This is a genomic window from Limnohabitans sp. TEGF003 (genome assembly GCF_055395455.1).
This window is the reverse complement of record NZ_AP029225.1, coordinates 836,787-851,956: the sequence shown is the minus strand read 5'-3', so window position 1 is coordinate 851,956 and position 15,170 is coordinate 836,787. Positions and strand designations below refer to the sequence as shown.

17 protein-coding genes are annotated in these 15,170 nt (G+C 63.9%); 4 read left to right on the top strand and 13 right to left on the bottom strand.

What is annotated here, in order from left to right:
- Nucleotides 1-136: 136 nt before the first annotated feature.
- Together ligK and ACZ5RT_RS04110 are read right to left on the bottom strand one after the other, a co-directional pair.
- Nucleotides 137-820 (bottom strand): 4-carboxy-4-hydroxy-2-oxoadipate aldolase/oxaloacetate decarboxylase, encoded by a 684-nt coding sequence (ligK, locus tag ACZ5RT_RS04115; protein WP_291927873.1) that lies wholly within the window; start codon nucleotides 818-820, stop codon nucleotides 137-139.
- A 135-nt stretch (nucleotides 821-955) separates the two neighbouring features.
- Nucleotides 956-1,984, bottom strand: a complete 1,029-nt coding sequence (locus ACZ5RT_RS04110; protein WP_464454189.1) for an amidohydrolase family protein — start codon at nucleotides 1,982-1,984, stop codon at nucleotides 956-958.
- Between the two features lie 257 nt (nucleotides 1,985-2,241).
- Between ACZ5RT_RS04110 and ACZ5RT_RS04105 the strand changes: the two genes are divergently transcribed.
- Nucleotides 2,242-3,153, top strand: a complete 912-nt coding sequence (locus tag ACZ5RT_RS04105; RefSeq protein ID WP_464453601.1) for a LysR substrate-binding domain-containing protein — start codon at nucleotides 2,242-2,244, stop codon at nucleotides 3,151-3,153.
- A gap of 74 nt (nucleotides 3,154-3,227) precedes the next feature.
- Here ACZ5RT_RS04105 and ACZ5RT_RS04100 read toward each other — a convergent pair whose 3' ends face one another.
- Genes ACZ5RT_RS04100 through ACZ5RT_RS04090 form a run of 3 tightly spaced genes read right to left on the bottom strand, consistent with a single transcriptional unit; the run spans nucleotide 3,228 to nucleotide 5,359 of the window.
- Entirely contained in the window at nucleotides 3,228-3,536 is a 309-nt protein-coding gene (locus ACZ5RT_RS04100; protein WP_464453600.1) for a 2Fe-2S iron-sulfur cluster-binding protein, read from the bottom strand.
- A complete protein-coding gene (locus tag ACZ5RT_RS04095; protein ID WP_464453599.1) occupies nucleotides 3,533-4,585 on the bottom strand; it encodes a Rieske 2Fe-2S domain-containing protein in 1,053 nt (350 codons plus the stop codon). The genes ACZ5RT_RS04100 and ACZ5RT_RS04095 overlap by 4 nt, the downstream gene beginning before the upstream one ends.
- Nucleotides 4,586-4,588: 3 nt before the next feature.
- A complete protein-coding gene (locus ACZ5RT_RS04090; RefSeq protein ID WP_464453598.1) occupies nucleotides 4,589-5,359 on the bottom strand; it encodes a GntR family transcriptional regulator in 771 nt (256 codons plus the stop codon).
- Nucleotides 5,360-5,543: 184 nt separating this feature from the next.
- Between ACZ5RT_RS04090 and ACZ5RT_RS04085 the strand changes: the two genes are divergently transcribed.
- The 3 genes from ACZ5RT_RS04085 (at nucleotide 5,544) to hemE (ending at nucleotide 8,500) form a co-directional block, all read left to right on the top strand.
- Nucleotides 5,544-5,921 (top strand): hypothetical protein, encoded by a 378-nt coding sequence (locus tag ACZ5RT_RS04085; protein ID WP_291926709.1) that lies wholly within the window; start codon nucleotides 5,544-5,546, stop codon nucleotides 5,919-5,921.
- Nucleotides 5,918-7,273 (top strand): chromate efflux transporter, encoded by a 1,356-nt coding sequence (gene chrA, locus ACZ5RT_RS04080; protein WP_464453597.1) that lies wholly within the window; start codon nucleotides 5,918-5,920, stop codon nucleotides 7,271-7,273. Before ACZ5RT_RS04085 ends, chrA begins: the two co-directional genes overlap by 4 nt.
- Nucleotides 7,274-7,363: 90 nt before the next feature.
- Complete coding sequence (gene hemE / locus ACZ5RT_RS04075) at nucleotides 7,364-8,500, top strand: uroporphyrinogen decarboxylase (protein ID WP_464453596.1); 1,137 nt, start codon at nucleotides 7,364-7,366, stop codon at nucleotides 8,498-8,500.
- A 112-nt stretch (nucleotides 8,501-8,612) separates the two neighbouring features.
- Here the strand turns inward: hemE and ccmI are convergent, their stop codons facing one another.
- The 8 genes from ccmI to ccmB are packed head-to-tail and all read right to left on the bottom strand — an operon-like array spanning nucleotide 8,613 to nucleotide 15,160.
- A complete protein-coding gene (gene ccmI, locus ACZ5RT_RS04070; protein WP_464453595.1) occupies nucleotides 8,613-9,872 on the bottom strand; it encodes a c-type cytochrome biogenesis protein CcmI in 1,260 nt (419 codons plus the stop codon).
- The gene (locus ACZ5RT_RS04065; RefSeq protein WP_464453594.1) at nucleotides 9,872-10,408 is read right to left on the bottom strand and encodes a cytochrome c-type biogenesis protein; all 537 of its coding nucleotides are present in this window, start codon (nucleotides 10,406-10,408) and stop codon (nucleotides 9,872-9,874) included. Before ACZ5RT_RS04065 ends, ccmI begins: the two co-directional genes overlap by 1 nt.
- Nucleotides 10,405-11,019 carry a redoxin family protein gene (locus tag ACZ5RT_RS04060; protein WP_464453593.1) on the bottom strand — a complete coding sequence of 205 codons (615 nt, stop codon included), beginning with the start codon at nucleotides 11,017-11,019 and terminating at the stop codon, nucleotides 10,405-10,407. Before ACZ5RT_RS04060 ends, ACZ5RT_RS04065 begins: the two co-directional genes overlap by 4 nt.
- A complete protein-coding gene (locus ACZ5RT_RS04055) occupies nucleotides 11,016-13,085 on the bottom strand; it encodes a heme lyase CcmF/NrfE family subunit (RefSeq protein WP_464453592.1) in 2,070 nt (689 codons plus the stop codon). The genes ACZ5RT_RS04060 and ACZ5RT_RS04055 overlap by 4 nt, the downstream gene beginning before the upstream one ends.
- Before the next feature lie 27 nt (nucleotides 13,086-13,112).
- The gene (gene ccmE / locus ACZ5RT_RS04050) at nucleotides 13,113-13,559 is read right to left on the bottom strand and encodes a cytochrome c maturation protein CcmE (protein WP_416558938.1); all 447 of its coding nucleotides are present in this window, start codon (nucleotides 13,557-13,559) and stop codon (nucleotides 13,113-13,115) included.
- The gene (gene ccmD, locus ACZ5RT_RS04045; RefSeq protein WP_464453591.1) at nucleotides 13,556-13,738 is read right to left on the bottom strand and encodes a heme exporter protein CcmD; all 183 of its coding nucleotides are present in this window, start codon (nucleotides 13,736-13,738) and stop codon (nucleotides 13,556-13,558) included. The genes ccmE and ccmD overlap by 4 nt, the downstream gene beginning before the upstream one ends.
- A complete protein-coding gene (ccmC, locus tag ACZ5RT_RS04040; RefSeq protein WP_464453590.1) occupies nucleotides 13,735-14,493 on the bottom strand; it encodes a heme ABC transporter permease CcmC in 759 nt (252 codons plus the stop codon). The genes ccmD and ccmC overlap by 4 nt, the downstream gene beginning before the upstream one ends.
- 10 nt (nucleotides 14,494-14,503) lie before the next feature.
- Entirely contained in the window at nucleotides 14,504-15,160 is a 657-nt protein-coding gene (gene ccmB / locus ACZ5RT_RS04035; RefSeq protein ID WP_464454188.1) for a heme exporter protein CcmB, read from the bottom strand.
- Nucleotides 15,161-15,170: the final 10 nt, after the last annotated feature.

Sequence of the window (15,170 nt, the reverse complement as noted above, 5' to 3'; positions counted from 1 at the left end):
GATTCTCCTGTGGATGCAAGGCGCTGTCGCTTCTTGCGATGCGCGGCTGTGGCCGTGTTGGGGCGATTTGCTGGCCGAAGGACTGATGAGCCCCGGCACGGCCGCAGCCGCGCATCGCACCACCACGAGCGGTGGATCAATCGATGTACTTCAGACCCGCAGCAGCCAGCGGCTCGCGCATCTTGTACATGTCCAGACCCAGCACGCCAGAAGCCAGCTTGGCGCGTTTTTCACCTTCAAAGCTTTCACGTTTTTGCGCCGCCTCAAGTGTTTGCACCGCACGGGCTGCGGGGACACACACCACACCGTCGTCATCGGCCACGATCACATCGCCGGGGTTGACGATCATGCCCGCGCACACCACAGGGATGTTCACCGATCCGATAGTGGCCTTGATGCAGCCCTTGCTGCTGATGGCTTTGCTCCACACCGGGAAGTTCATCTTTTGCAGCTCTTTCACATCGCGCACCCCAGCGTCGATGATCAAAGCGCGTGCACCACGCGCCTGGAACGACGTGGCCAGCAGGTCACCAAAGTAACCATCGGTGCATTCGGCCGTGATGGCCGCGACCACGATGTCGCCGGGCTGAATCTGTTCTGCCACGACATGCATCATCCAGTTGTCACCCGGATGCAGCAGCACTGTCACGGCGGTTCCGGACACTTGCGCCCCGGGATAAATGGGGCGCATATAGGGCTTCATGAGGCCCACGCGGCCCATGGCTTCGTGCACCGTGGCGGAGCCCAATGCGGCCAAACCATCAGCGGCTGCGCGGTCTGCCCGGGTGATGTTGCGGTAAACAACGCCGAGTTCGTACATGGTCAGTTCTCCTGGTTCAATCTGCAACGGTCATCCCTGCGAAGGCGGGGATCCAGATGCATGGATGCCCGATCAGGTCGGGCATGACAAAAAATGTGCGCGCATGGCCAAAGTCGATGGAAGACAGGCCGCCGTTTACTTGCCCTTGGCCGTCAGCTGGTCGTCCAAGCGTTTGAACACACGGCGCGCATTGCCCTCAAACACCATGTAACGGTCTTCGTCGTTCAGGTTGGCCGTGGCTTGCACATAGCGCTTGGTGTCGTCGTAGTAGTGGCCGGTTTCGGGGTCGATGCCGCGCACCGCGCCGATCATCTCGGACGCGAACAAGATGTTTTTGACCGGGATCACCTTGGTCAGCAGGTCGATGCCCGGCTGGTGGTAGACACAGGTGTCAAAAAAGATGTTGTTGAGCAGATGGTCCTGCAGCAAAGGCTTCTTCAACTCTTGTGCCAGACCCCGGAAACGGCCCCAGTGGTAAGGCACCGCGCCGCCGCCGTGCGGAATCAAAAACTTGAGCGTCGGGAAGTCCTTGAACAGATCGCTGGTCAGGCACTGCATGAAGGCGGTGGTGTCGGCGTTCAGATAGTGCGCGCCAGTGGTGTGGAAGCATGAATTGCAGCTGGTGCTCACATGGATCATCGCGGGGATGTCGTACTCGACCATCTTCTCGTAAATGGGGTACCAGGCCTTGTCGGACAAAGGGGGCGAAGTCCAGTGGCCGCCCGAGGGATCGGGGTTGAGGTTGATGCCGACGTTGCCGTATTGTTCGACGCACTTGACCAGCTCGGGGATGCAAGTCGCGGGGTCCACGCCGGGCGACTGGGGCAGCATGGCCGCAGGCACGAAGTGGTCGGGGAACAGTTGGCTCACGCGGTAGCACAGCTCGTTGCAAATGGCCGCCCAGGTGGACGAGACGTTGAAGTCGCCGATGTGGTGGGCCATGAAGCTGGCGCGGGGGCTGAAGATGGTGATGTCGGAGCCGCGCTCTTTCATCTTGGCCAGCTGGTTGGTCTCGATGGTTTCGCGCAGTTCGTCATCGCTGATTTTCAGGTCCGACACTTTGGGCATGGAAGCGGGGTCCTGGATGCCCGCAATTTGTTTGTTGCGCCACTCTTCCAGCGCCTTGGGGGCGGTGGTGTAATGGCCGTGCACGTCAATGATCAAGGGGTTCGTTTGGCTCATCTCAGGTTCCTGCGTTGAAGGTGTCGTGTAGGTCGGCGGCTTCAGCCCCGACAAAGTGCACCTGTGATGCAGGCCGGAGCTGTTGCCACCGACCTACACAAGGCAATATGCCGAATTTCTTCTGTGATTGTGAAGCTTCACGCCCCCATCGCACAGACCCGAGGCCATCTACCAGCTAGAACAAATCCGCATAACCAAGTGATCGCTATGACAAAATAAAGCCAACAGAAAGGCCAGTCATGGACCTCAAACAGCTGGAATACTTTGTACGCGTGGCCGAACTGGGCAGTTTCACCCGGGCGGCTCAGGCCCTGAACATCGCCCAACCGGCGCTCAGCCGCCAGATACGCATGCTCGAAGTCGAGCTGCGACAAAATCTGTTGGTGCGCAACGGGCGTGGTGCGACACCCACACAGGCCGGGCTGCTGCTGCTGGAGCACGGCCGGGGCATCCTCCATCAGGTGGAGCGGGCGCGCGAGGAGTTGGGTCGGGTGCGCACGGGCCTGACAGGCCGCGTGGCGCTGGGCATGCCTCCGAGCGTGGCGCGGGTGCTCACCGTGCCTTTGACCCGGGCTTTTCGCCAAAAGATGCCCCACGCCCAACTGTCCATCAGCGAAGGCCTGTCCACCGCCATGCAAGAGAACCTGCAAAACGGTCGCCTCGACATTGCCGTGCTCTACAACCCGAGCCAATTGCAAGGGATCGAGCACACACCGCTGGTGCAGGAAGAATTGCTGCTGGTCCAGCCCCGCCCGCCCGGCTTGCAGGAAGATCCGCCCCCGCCCCCCATCACGCTGAAGGAAGTGGCTTCACTGCCCCTGGTCATCCCGACCCGGCCCAATGCGATCCGGATGCATGTCGAATCGGAAATGGCCTCAATTGGTTGCCGCCCGCAGATCGCGCTGGAAATCGACGGTGTGAGCGCCATTCTCGATTTGGTGGCGGACGGTGCGGGCTGTGCCATCCTGTCGCGCAATGCCGTCATGCGCTCGGTGCGGCCCTCGGCCTTTACGGTGCGGCCCGTGTCAGCGCCTGCTTTGACCATTCAGCTCACAACAGCCGTCAGTTCCTTGCGCCCCACCACCCTGACCCAACAGGCCACGCTCGCCTTGATCACGGAAGTCTCTCAGGCGTGGCTGACCACTGGATAAAGTGGTCACAGCGGGTGATGCCGCAGCAATCAGCCGTTGAGGCCAAAACGGCGAAGAATGATCATGGCCAAGTGTCAGAGGTCCAGCACCAAACGCGCCGTCTGGCTGCGTGAGCAGCACACCATGATGCAGTCACCCTTTTCCTGTTCCTCGGGCGTGAGGTACATGTCCCAATGGTCAGGTTTGCCCGCCAGCACGCGCGTCTGGCAGGTGCCGCAAATGCCCTCGGAGCAGGAGAACGCCACATCGTGTCCGGCGTCCTGCAACACTCTCAAGATCGACTGCTCTTTGCCCACCTGAAAAATATGGCCGCTCTTTTGCAACTGAACCTCAAAGCTGCCATCGGCAGCGATCGGCGCTTGGGTCAAATCTGTGGTGTTCATGCAGTCACTCCGGGGGTGTTTTCCAAGGCCAGCAAACGGTCAATGATGCGGCGCGACTGCACGCCGCCCGAATCGATGTTGAGCATGAGCAGTTTGCGGTCTGGCCACTTGCTGATGTTGGCTTGTTGCAACTGCAGCATTTCCATGTCTTCGTTGAAGATGCCACCTTGGCCAACTCGGATCTTGTCGGTCAGCGCTGCGTCTTCCGGCTTGAACTGGCGCGCCATGCCCCAGTGGTACCAGTGCGAGGTTTCGGTCTCGGGCGTGATGAAGTCCACCACCACGCTGTAAGCCTTGTGCTCGGGTGCCGCATCAAAACCGCCCTTGCCCGCCAAGGCCACGCCCACGTCGATCATGATGTGGCTGGGCGGCGTGAAGCGGCAAATCTGCCAGCGGTCCACCTTGGCCTGCGGGTCCAGGCCGTTGGCACTCATGGCCATTTGCCAAAACGGTGGCGCCTGAATGCCTTGCATGTGGCGCTGCAAGATGACCTGGTCGCCTTCCACCGTGGTGGTGCAAGGTGTCTCATCGATCTCGGGCTGGCCAATGCTGTTGGCGTGCACATAAGTCTCGTGCGTCAAGTCCATCAGGTTGTCGATCATCAGGCGGTAGTCGGCTTTGACGTGGTACAGCCCACCGCCATAAGCCCAAGCCGGGTTGTCGAAGAATTCGAACACCGGCATCTGCGCCTCATCGACCTTGGCCTGGTCGCCGGGCCAGACCCAGACAAAACCATAGCGCTCGACCACGGCGTAACTTTTGACGGCTGGAAAGCCGCGCACGCGCTGGCCGGGCATGTGCACGGTTTTACCGTCGCAGCCCATTTCCAGGCCGTGGTAGCCGCAGACCAGCTTGCCCTTGCACACCTTGCCCAAGGACAAGGGCGCACCGCGGTGCGGACAAAAATCTTCGACAGCGGCGACCTTGCCGTCCGGACCTGTGAAGAAAACCATCTGCTCGTTGCAAATGGTGCGGCCCAGCGGCTTGTCACCCAAGGCTTCGAGTTCGCTCTGGGCGCAAGCCACATACCAAGTGTTTTTGATGAACATGTTTCAGACCTTGTTTCGAATGAGTTGCATGCCCGGCATGTCCACCTGCTGGGGGTTTTGCATGACCAAGCCCAGGTTGTGCCGCGCCAGGCGGGAATGTTCGCGCATCAGCGCCTCCGCACGACCGGCCTCGCGCTGCGCAATCGCGTCCAGCACCTGCCGGTGCTGGTGCTGCGCCACCACCAGCATGTCGCGGGCATCGGGGCTGTGGGCTTGCACCCCCACAAAACCGGAAGCCGACGCAAAAGGCAAGCGCGATGCCCGGTCGATCTCGCGGGCCAGCACGGCGCTGTCGGCCATCTCGGCCAGCAGTTTGTGAAAACAACCATTCAGGCGCACATAGCTGGAAAAGCTGTCGTCGTCCAGCGTCACTTGCCGCAGCAGCTGGTCAATCTGGTCAAGGCATTCACCCGCTTGACGCAGCACCACGGGGCGCACACCCCGCTCTGCCGCCAGCCGAGCGGCCAGGCCTTCGAGCGTGCCGCGCAACTCGATGGCATCGGCCACCTCGCGCTCCGAGAACGTGCGCACCGCGTAACCACCGCCACTCAAGGCTTCGAGCAAACCCTCTTGCCCCAGACGCATCAAAGCCGCCCGGATCGGGGTGCGCGACATGCCCAAGCGCTCGACCAGGGCCAGCTCGGCAATGCGACTGCCGGCAGGCAGGTCACCCGCCAGGATCAGCTCACGCAGGCGCTGCTGCGCCTTGACGGCTTGCGAGCCGCCCTCCTCGGCGCTGTCGTGGTCCTGATCGTGAACGGCGGTTGCAGGCATGGGGTATTTGGCAAAAAAGGCATTAAACCACCAACGCCCGCCTTTCTGTATACAGATAAGCCCTTATTTCTGGATTTTTTGCACAAAATTTAAGCAAATCATTGATTAATGTATCCAGCACAAGTGCGCAGTCAGCGTCATTGGGCTTGCGGCGACAATGGGTGCGATTTCGGACAAGGGCGCCATGAATTTGCAATTGCTGGACTTTGACTGCAGCGAAGACGCCGAGGGCGTGCTGTGCTGGGATGCCTTGGCGCAGCCCGCCCCCCACTACAACAGTGCCCTGCTGGCCGAAGTGGCCCAAGTTCTGGCTTGGTGCCACCGGTTTGACGCGCGAGGCCCTGGCCCTTTGGAAGACGGCGCGAACTGGGACTTTGACCTGCAAGTGACGGTGCAAGGCGACGCTCACCCGGGCTTGCCCCTTCCCGCCAAATTCGACCCGACCACGGGCACCTTGCATCTCCCTTTCGGGGCCGAACAGCAAGCCATGGCCTTGAGTTTGAGCATCAGTGGCTCACCGGCTTTCGCCCAGGCGTTTCGCGAACAATTTGGCCTGCCATGAGCAGCGCAAACCAGGACACCATGCCGACAAGCCCCGCACACACCGCCCCGGTCAGCTTCAGGGAGGCTTTGCGCTTCTGGTTCTGGCTGGGCTGCGTCAGCTTTGGCGGCCCTGCAGGCCAGATCGCCCTGATGCACGAAGAACTGGTGGTGCGACGCCGCTGGATTTCTGAAAAACGCTACCTGCACGCGCTGCATTACTGCATGCTGCTGCCCGGCCCCGAAGCGCAGCAGCTGGCCACCTACACCGGCTGGCTGATGCATGGCACACGCGGCGGTATCGCGGCGGGTGCGCTGTTTGTGCTGCCCTCTTTGCTGCTGCTGATCGTGCTGAGCGGGGCTTACACCGTTTGGGGCCAGCACCCCTGGGGACAAGCCTTGCTGTGGGGACTCAAGCCTGCGGTGACCGCGCTGGTACTGCAGGCCGCTCACCGCATGGCCAAGCGCACACTGAAAAGTCGCTGGCTCTGGGTGCTGGCGGCTTTGTCTTTTCTGGGCACTTTGTGGGGGCTGCCTTTTCCCGTGATCATCGTGGCCGCAGCGGCGGCGGGCTTTTACATGGCGCGCCACCGGCCCGACGCGCCTGGCCCCAGCACGCAGCCAAGCTCAGATGCACCATCCAGCGACACCTCGGCCTGGCTCGGCGACCACTCTGCACAGCCTGCACACACCCACCACAGCCCGCAGCGACTGTGGCGCGCTCTGGCCATCGGCGTGGGCTTGTGGGCGTTGAGCCTGGGCCTGATCGCTGCGGCCTTTGGGGTGGGCCACACACTCACGCAAATGGGCGGCTTTTTCACCCAAGCGGCCTTGCTGACGTTTGGCGGGGCCTATGCGGTGCTGCCTTTTGTGACGCAAGCGGCAGTGGTGCAGTACGGCTGGCTCACGGCCGCGCAAATGATGGATGGTCTGGCCTTGGGTGAGACCACACCCGGGCCGCTGATCATGGTGGTGGCCTTTGTCGGTTTCCTGGGCGGGCACGGCCAGGCCTTGTTCGGCCATCCGCTGCTGGGCGGGGTCCTGGCCGCCTGCGTGGTGACCTGGTTCACCTTTCTGCCCTCCTTCGTGTTCATCCTGGCGGGCGGCCCGCTGGTCGAATCGACACGGCACATGCCTTCATGGGCCGGGCCTTTGCAAGGCATCACGGCCGCCGTGATCGGCGTGATCCTGCACCTGGCGGGTGTGTTCGCGCGCCAGACCTGGCTGCCAGGCGGCTGGCACATGCTGCCCGATCTGAGCGCGATCGCGTTGACCTTTCTGGCCATCTGGGCCTTGGTCTGGAAAGGCTACAGCGTGGTGCGCGTGCTGGCTGCTTGTGTGGTGCTGGGTCTGCTCAGGCATGCCCTGTTGTGATGCGGCACCACAAGCCATCCATGGCGCTGGATTTGCTGGACCCTGGCTCGATGGCCTGAGACAATGGACGCCTTGACTTCAGGTTCTTTCATGGCATCCCACACCTCCAGCGCGTCCTCGGCATTCGCCCCCCTTCAAAACGACACCTTCCTTCGCGCTTGCCTGCGCCAGGCCACCGACCACACCCCCGTCTGGCTCATGCGCCAGGCCGGGCGCTACCTGCCCGAGTACTGCGCCACCCGCGCCAAGGCCGGCAGCTTCATGGGCCTGGCCACCAATGTGGATTACGCGACCGAAGTGACGCTGCAACCCCTCGACCGCTACCCGCTCGACGCCTCCATTCTCTTCAGCGACATCCTCACGGTGCCTGACGCCATGGGCCTGGGCTTGTCGTTCGCCCAGGGCGAAGGCCCACGCTTTGCCAAGAATGTGCGCGACGAAGCCGCCGTGGCAGAACTCGCCGTGCCCGACATGAACAAGCTGCGCTATGTGTTCGATGCCGTGACCAGCATCCGCAAGGCGCTGAACGGCCGCGTGCCGCTGATCGGCTTTTCCGGCAGCCCCTGGACGCTGGCGTGCTACATGGTCGAGGGCGCGGGGTCTGACGACTACCGCCATGTGAAGACCCTGATGTACAGCCGCCCGGACCTGATGCACCGCATCCTGGCCATCAACGCCGACGCCGTGGCCCTGTACCTGAACACGCAAATCGAAGCGGGCGCCCAAGCGGTGATGGTGTTTGACAGCTGGGGCGGCGTGCTGGCCGATGGGGCTTTCCAGCAGTTCAGCCTGGCCTACACGGCCCGCGTACTGTCGCAATTGAAGACCGAGCACAATGGCCAGCGCGTTCCCAGCATCGTGTTCACCAAGGGCGGCGGCCTGTGGCTGCCCGAGATGGCGGGTCTGAACTGCGACGTGCTGGGCCTGGACTGGACCATGAACCTGGGCCGCGCACGTGCCTTGGTGGGTGGCCCAGTGGGCGGCCCCGGCAAGGCGCTGCAAGGCAACATCGACCCGAACATCCTGTTTGCACCGCCCGCGCAGATCGCGACCGAAGTGCACCGGGTGCTCGACAGCTTTGGCAAGCCGCACACCGACACCACCCGAACCGGCCCCACCCACATCTTCAACCTGGGCCACGGCATCAGCCAGTACACCCCGCCCGAGCATGTCACGGCGCTGGTCGAGGCGGTGCACAGCCATTCGCGGACATTGCGTCAGCGCTGAGTCATGGCATGGGCAGGTCGGCGGCTTCTGACCTGATGTGGGTCTGTGGTGCAGCGGGCAAACGTCGGACCTGAAGGTCCGACCTACGGGGTGCTCGCTCTCACGGAGATCGTCAGCGACCGGTGATCTGAAGCACCACGCCTTGCACGCCGGTCTTCACACCGGGCAACTCCACCTGAAAATCACCCGCTTGCTTCTGCGCCGAGCCGGTTTTGGAGATGCGGGCCACCATGCGCACTTGCGCCAGAGATGACAAGACCGGTGGTGCACCCATGCCCATGCTGTCGCTCAATGCAAAGGGCACCGGCCAGGATGTGGGCGTGCCGCGCCAGATGGCCACGGGACGACGCGAGCCCTCTTCGGCCACGGCGTAAACGAACAAGGTGGCGCCTGCAGCGATCTGGCCCTGCACCTCGGGCGAGACACGCACCTCACCCCGAATGACCGGCTGGGCATCGCCCGCCAAAGAGGCAGACGTTGCCGATGCGCTTGGGGCTGCCTGAGCCATCTCCGCCACTTGAGCCAAGGCTTGCTGCAGACCTTGCGCCGCCTCGCTCTCGGACGGCACCAGACTCAAGGCGCGTTGCCAATAGCCTTGCGCCGCCGCGTGCTGTTTTTCAGACCAGGCCGCACTGCCGGCCAGGACCAAGGCGTTCAAGTGCATCGGCTGCACGCGCAACACCTCCTGAATCCACTGCCAGGGCGCCCCGGCGTACACACCGCCTGCGCTCAAGGCTTTCATCTGCGCGCGCTCGATCCACAGATCGGGCTCGGGCGACAAAGTCAGCACACGCGCCAGAGCTTGCTCGGCCAGCGCGTGCGCGTTTTGCGCGGCATGCAAACGCGCCAGGGTCAGCCAGGCCTCGGCATCCTCCGGGCGTTGTTGTGTGGTTTGTTGCCACACGCGGGTTTGTTCGGCCAGTTGTGCGGGTGTGGTGGCGGTGATCTGCACACGCTGACTCAATGGCATGGGCCACCAGGTCTGCGGTGCACCCAGCTGCAGGTAGCTCAGGCCGCTGAGCAAAACCAGGGCCGCAACGATCCAGAGCCAGCGCCCAGGCGTTGTGACCACGGGACTCGCGCCCTGCGCCAGCGCCGCGTCGGCCAACACATGGCGCAGCACCTCGTCGCGTGCGTCGGCGTGCTGGGCCGTGTTCAAGCGGCCTTCGGCCAAGGCATGGTCCAGATCGATCAGGTGCTGCTGCTGGATGCGACGGTGGGCCGCGGCCTGGACATCGCTGCCCATGGACGCCTCGGCATCGGCTGTAGTGCCCGCCTGTTTGTTCAGGCCACGGTGCAAGACCCAGGCGGCCAGGGCACCGAGCAGCAGCAAGGCGAACAACAGACCCAAGCCAGGTGGCACCAATGTCATCAGGACTCCAGCAGTTGGCGAACGCGCTCGCGTTCGGTATCGGTCAAGGGCTCAGGCGCAGCCGGGGTGCGGCGCATCCAGCGCCAAGCCACGGCCAGCGCGCCCAACAGGAGGGCAAAGGGGCCAAACCACAACAGCCAGGTGACGGGCTTGACCTCAGGTTTGTAGAGCACAAAGTCACCGTAACGGCTGACCAAAAAGCTGCGGATGTCGGCATCGCTTTGGCCTTGCTCGATCAGGCTGCGCACCTCGCGCCGCAGGTCCACCGCCAGCTCGGCGTTGGACGAGGCGAGCGATTCGTTCTGGCACACCAGGCAACGCAACTCGGCCGCGATGTGGTCCCAGCGCGCCTTGACGGCATCCGACATGGGCGCGTCGCGGTGCGCCACCACCGCTGCGCCCGCATTCGGCAAAGCCACCTGCACCTGCGGCATGGCAACGCCGCCCTGGGCCGCAGCAGCCGGGACTTGCGCCCCCACGCAACTGCCCCACAGTCCAACGCTGGCCAACACCCAGGCCATGACCGCGCGCGTCATGGCAAGCTCCTGAGCAGCGGCAGCAATTGATGCTGCACCACCTCAGGCGTCAGGGCCCCGGCATGCTTGAAACGCACCACGCCCGCACGGTCGACCAGGTAGGTTTCGGGCAAACCGTACACGCCAAAATCCATGCCCACACGGCCATCCATGTCGAGCAGATTCACGCCAAAGGGCTGGCCATTTTTTTGCAGCCAGGCCTGGCTGCGGGCCGTGGCTTTTTGCAAGGCTTCGGCGCTTTGCGGGTCCTGGCCCGACAGTTCCGAAGCCTGCAACTCCTTGTAATTGATGCCCAGCATCTGCAGCCCCGGCTGACGGGACAAGGCCATCAAGATCGGGTGCTCATCCTTGCAACCCGCGCACCAGGTGGCCCACAGGTTGACCAGTGTGACTTGCCCTTTGAATTGCGCCGCGTTGAACACGCCCGGCCCGCCCACCACCGGCAACTGGAATGCCGGCGCGGGTCGGCCGATGAGTGGCGAAGGAATCTCTTGCGGGTTGCGCGTCAGGCCCACGGCCAAAAACACCACCATGCCCAAAAACAGCGCCAGCGGGGCAAACACCCAGCGCGGCATGCGCTGGCTGGGGACATGGGCAGAAGGCGCGCTCATGCCACGGCACCTTTGGCCACAGCAGCCGACCCCAAAGCGGCAGGCGCAGCGCCTGGAAGCGCTGACACACCCGCGCCCTTGTCGGCATCCGCGCTGGGTACACGGGCTGATGTGGATGCTTGCCGGTAGCGCCGATCCAACACCGCCAAACCGCCCCCGAACACCATGAACACCGCGCCCAGCCAGATCCACGACACAAACGGCTTGTGGTAGACCCTGAAACTCCACTGCGGCGGCTCGCCCGCCAAAGGCTCGCCCAAAGACACATAGCGGTCGCGCCAGAGGTTGCGGTCGATCGCGGCCTCGGTCATGGGCATGGCGCTGGACACATAGCGGCGCTTTTCGGGCCGCAAAGTGCCGACTTCACGCTCGTTACCCGGCTCGCCTTCGAACACCTTGATCTGCGCACGCAAGGCCAAATAGTTGGGCCCCAGGTGGTTGTCCACGCTGATCAGCTGGTAGCGCACCCCGGCCACCACGGTCGAGTCGCCCAGCCCCAGGCGCACATCGCGCTCCACCTGAAAGGACTTGACGCCCGTGATGCCCAGCACCAGCACCGCCACGCCCAGGTGCGCGACCTGCATGCCCCACCAGGCCAGGCCCGGCGATCCCGGCAGGCGCAGGCGCTGCACGATTTGCCAAGCACCCGACAGCACGATCCAGCCGCCCAGCGTGCCGCCCATCACCGTGAGCCAGCCGCCTGCGGTGGTCACGGCCCCAGCATCCTGCGGCGCAGCGCCCCAAGTGGCCCAGGCACTGGCCGCCAGCAGCGCCAGCGCCCCCGGCACCAGCACCGAGCGCACCGCCGCCCAGCGCGCCACATGCCAAGGCACCACCGTGCCCGGCACCATGGCCAAGAGCAGCGGCACCATCAGCGGCACGAACACGCGGTCGAAATACGGCGGGCCGACCGAGAGCTTGCCCAGGTTCAGCGCGTCGATGATCAGCGGGTACAAAGTGCCCAGCAACACCGCCGCCATGGCCACCACCAGCAGCACACTGTTGAGCAGCAAAAACGATTCGCGCGAACCGGCGACCGGCTGCGAAGCGTTGGCCCACTGCGGCGCGCGCCAGGCAAACAAGGCCAGCGACACGCCCACCACCACAGACAGAAACAGCAAGATGAATACGCCCCGACTGGGGTCGGTCGCAAAAGCGTGCACCGAGGTCAACACGCCCGAGCGCACGAGGAAGGTGCCCAGCAGGCTGAGCGAAAACGCGCCAATGGCCAAGAGTACCGTCCAGGCCTTGAACTGGCCGCGCTTGTCGGTGACCATGAGCGAATGTATCAGCGCGGTGGCCACCAACCACGGCATGAGCGAGGCGTTTTCCACCGGGTCCCAAAACCACCAGCCGCCCCAGCCGAGTTCGTAATAGGCCCACCACGACCCCAAAGCGATGCCCAGCGTCAAAAAGCCCCACGCCGCCACGGTCCAGGGCCGCGCCCAGCGCGCCCAGGCGGCGTCCAGCCGCCCCGACAGCAGCGCCGCCATGGCAAACGCAAAAGCCACCGACAAACCCACATAGCCCATGTAGAGCATGGGCGGGTGGATCACCAGACCCGGGTCTTGCAGCAACGGCGTCAAATCGCGCCCCTCGGACGGCGCCGGAAACTGCCGCGCAAACGGGTTGGACAGTGTGAGGATGAAGGCCAGAAAACCCACCGACACCGCGCCCATCACGCCCAGCACCTGCGCCACCAAAGCCTGCGGCAAGCGCTTGGAAAACGTGGCCACCGCCACCGACCACAGCGCCAGCATCAACACCCACAGGAGCAGCGAGCCTTCGTGCCCGGCCCAGATGGCCGAGAGGCGATACGGCGTGGGCAGCAAGGTGTTGGAGTGGTGGGCCACGTACTTGACGCTGAAGTCATGCACAAAGAACGCGTGCCACAAGGCCCCGAAGGCCAACACGATCAAAGCCAACTGCAAGACCGCCAAAGGCCGCGCCAGCGCTTGCCAGCCCGCACGCCGCGCCGACAGGCTGCCCCACAGCGGCAGCACCGCTTGCAGCACGGCAACCCAGGCCGCCATGATCAAGGCCATGTGGCCCACTTCAGGCCACATGCTTGGCTCCTGTGCAAGCGGCGGCGGTCATCGCTGCACCGCCGCGCCCATGCGGGCCTTGGCCGCCTCGTCCAGCGCGTGCTGGGCTTCGGGCGGCATGTAGTTTTCGTCGTGCTTGGCCAGCACCTCGCTGGCCACGAACTGCAGCCCCCCATCCAGGCGGCCTTGCGCCACCACGCCCTTGCCCTCCTTGAACAAATCGGGCAGCAGGCCCACGTAGCGCACCGGCACCTCGCGCTGCGTGTCGGTCACCACAAAAGCCACCGCCATGCCATCGCGCTGGATGCTTCCTGCCTTGACCAGACCCCCGACACGAAAGTGCCCTTCTTTGGGCGCTTCACCCGCCACCACTTGTGTGGGCGTGAAGAAAAACACCAGGTTGCTCTGGAAGGCGTTGAGCACGAAATACGCCGCACCGCACAGCAGCAGCAAGCCCAATCCGATGCCCAGACCTCGTTTGTGACGGCTTTTCATGAAGCTTCTCCGGCCGATGCATCCATGGCTTCACACACTTCGTCCAGCGCCTGCTGACGGCCCATGCGCGCCAGCCACACTTCGAGTGCCAGCAAAGCCGCACTCACGCCCATGCTGCCCCACACGTACACGCCATAGCCGCCCATGGCCCAAAACTCGGATGTACTGGACCAGATCATGCGGCACCTCGCAAAGCCCGGTGCGCCAGGACTTCAGGCAGCTGCTGCACCCAGGCCGCGTGACTCTCACGCGCCAACATCAAACTGCGCACGCGCCACAAAGCGATGGCCGCCGCGTACAACCACACCGCCAGACTCATCAGCAGCATGCCGCTCAGCATGATGCTGGCCATGCGTGGCGATTGTGTGAGGGACACCGAGGCGCCTTGGTGCAAGGTGTTCCACCACTTGACCGAAAAATAAATGATGGGTACGTTGACCGCCCCCACCACCGCCACCAAAGCGCCTGCCCGGTCCGAGCGGCGCGGGTCTTCGATCGCCGAGGTCAGTGCGATGTGGCCCAAATACAAAAACAGCAGGATCAGCATCGAGGTCAAGCGCGCATCCCACACCCAATAGGTGCCCCACATGGGCTTGCCCCACAAGGCCCCGGTCCACAGCGACAAAAACGCCAGCAAGGCCCCGGTGGGTGCGAGTGCCCGCGTCATCAGCCCCGACAAGCGCGTGTTGAACACCAGGCCCAACACGCTCCAAAAAGCCATGGCCAGGTAAATCACCATGGCCATCCACGACACCGGTACATGGATGTAAATGATGCGGTAGGCCTGGCCCTGCTGCGCGTCGGACGGCGCCACCATGAAGCCCACCCACAAACCCGCCAGTGCCAGCACCGTGGCCAGCAGTGCCAGCCAGGGCCACAGGCGACCGGCCAGGGGGTAGAAGTGCTGCGGCGCTGCGTAATGGAAGAGCTTCATGTTCAATCCCTCATTCCATCGCCAGGCGCAAAGCCGCTGCACAGGCCCAGGGGCTGAAGGCCGCTGAACCGAGCAAAAGCGCCAACAAGACCGAGACATGCGCCTCTGCGCCCAGGCCGCGCATCTGCGCATCCACCGCACCCGTGCCGAACACCAGCACCGGCACATACAAGGGCAAAAGCAAGAGCGACTGCAGCACGCCACCGCCGCGCACACCCAAAGTGAGCGCCGCGCCGATCGCGCCCAGCAAGGACAGCACGGGGGTACCGATCAAGAGCGTGAGCGCCAGAATGCCCAAGGCCTCTGGCCCCAGGCCGAACTGCAGGCCCAAGAGCGGCGACAACAGCACCAAGGGCAAGCCCGAGATCAGCCAATGCGCCAACAGCTTGGCCGTGACCAACCAGGACAAGGGCGCGGCCGACAGCACCAGCTGCTCCAGGCAGCCGTCCTGGTGGTCTGCCTCGAACAGGCGATTCAGGCTGAGCATGCTCGCCAGCAAGGCCGCCACCCACAACACGCCCGGCCCGATCAGGCGCAGCGTGGCGGGTTCCGGGCCGATGGCCAGCGGAAACAAGGCCGCCACCAGCACAAAGAAAAACACCGCCCCCAACCACTCGGCCTTGCGCCGCAAGGCGAGGCGCAGGTCGCGCCGCAGCACGCCGCCCATGGCCAGCCAT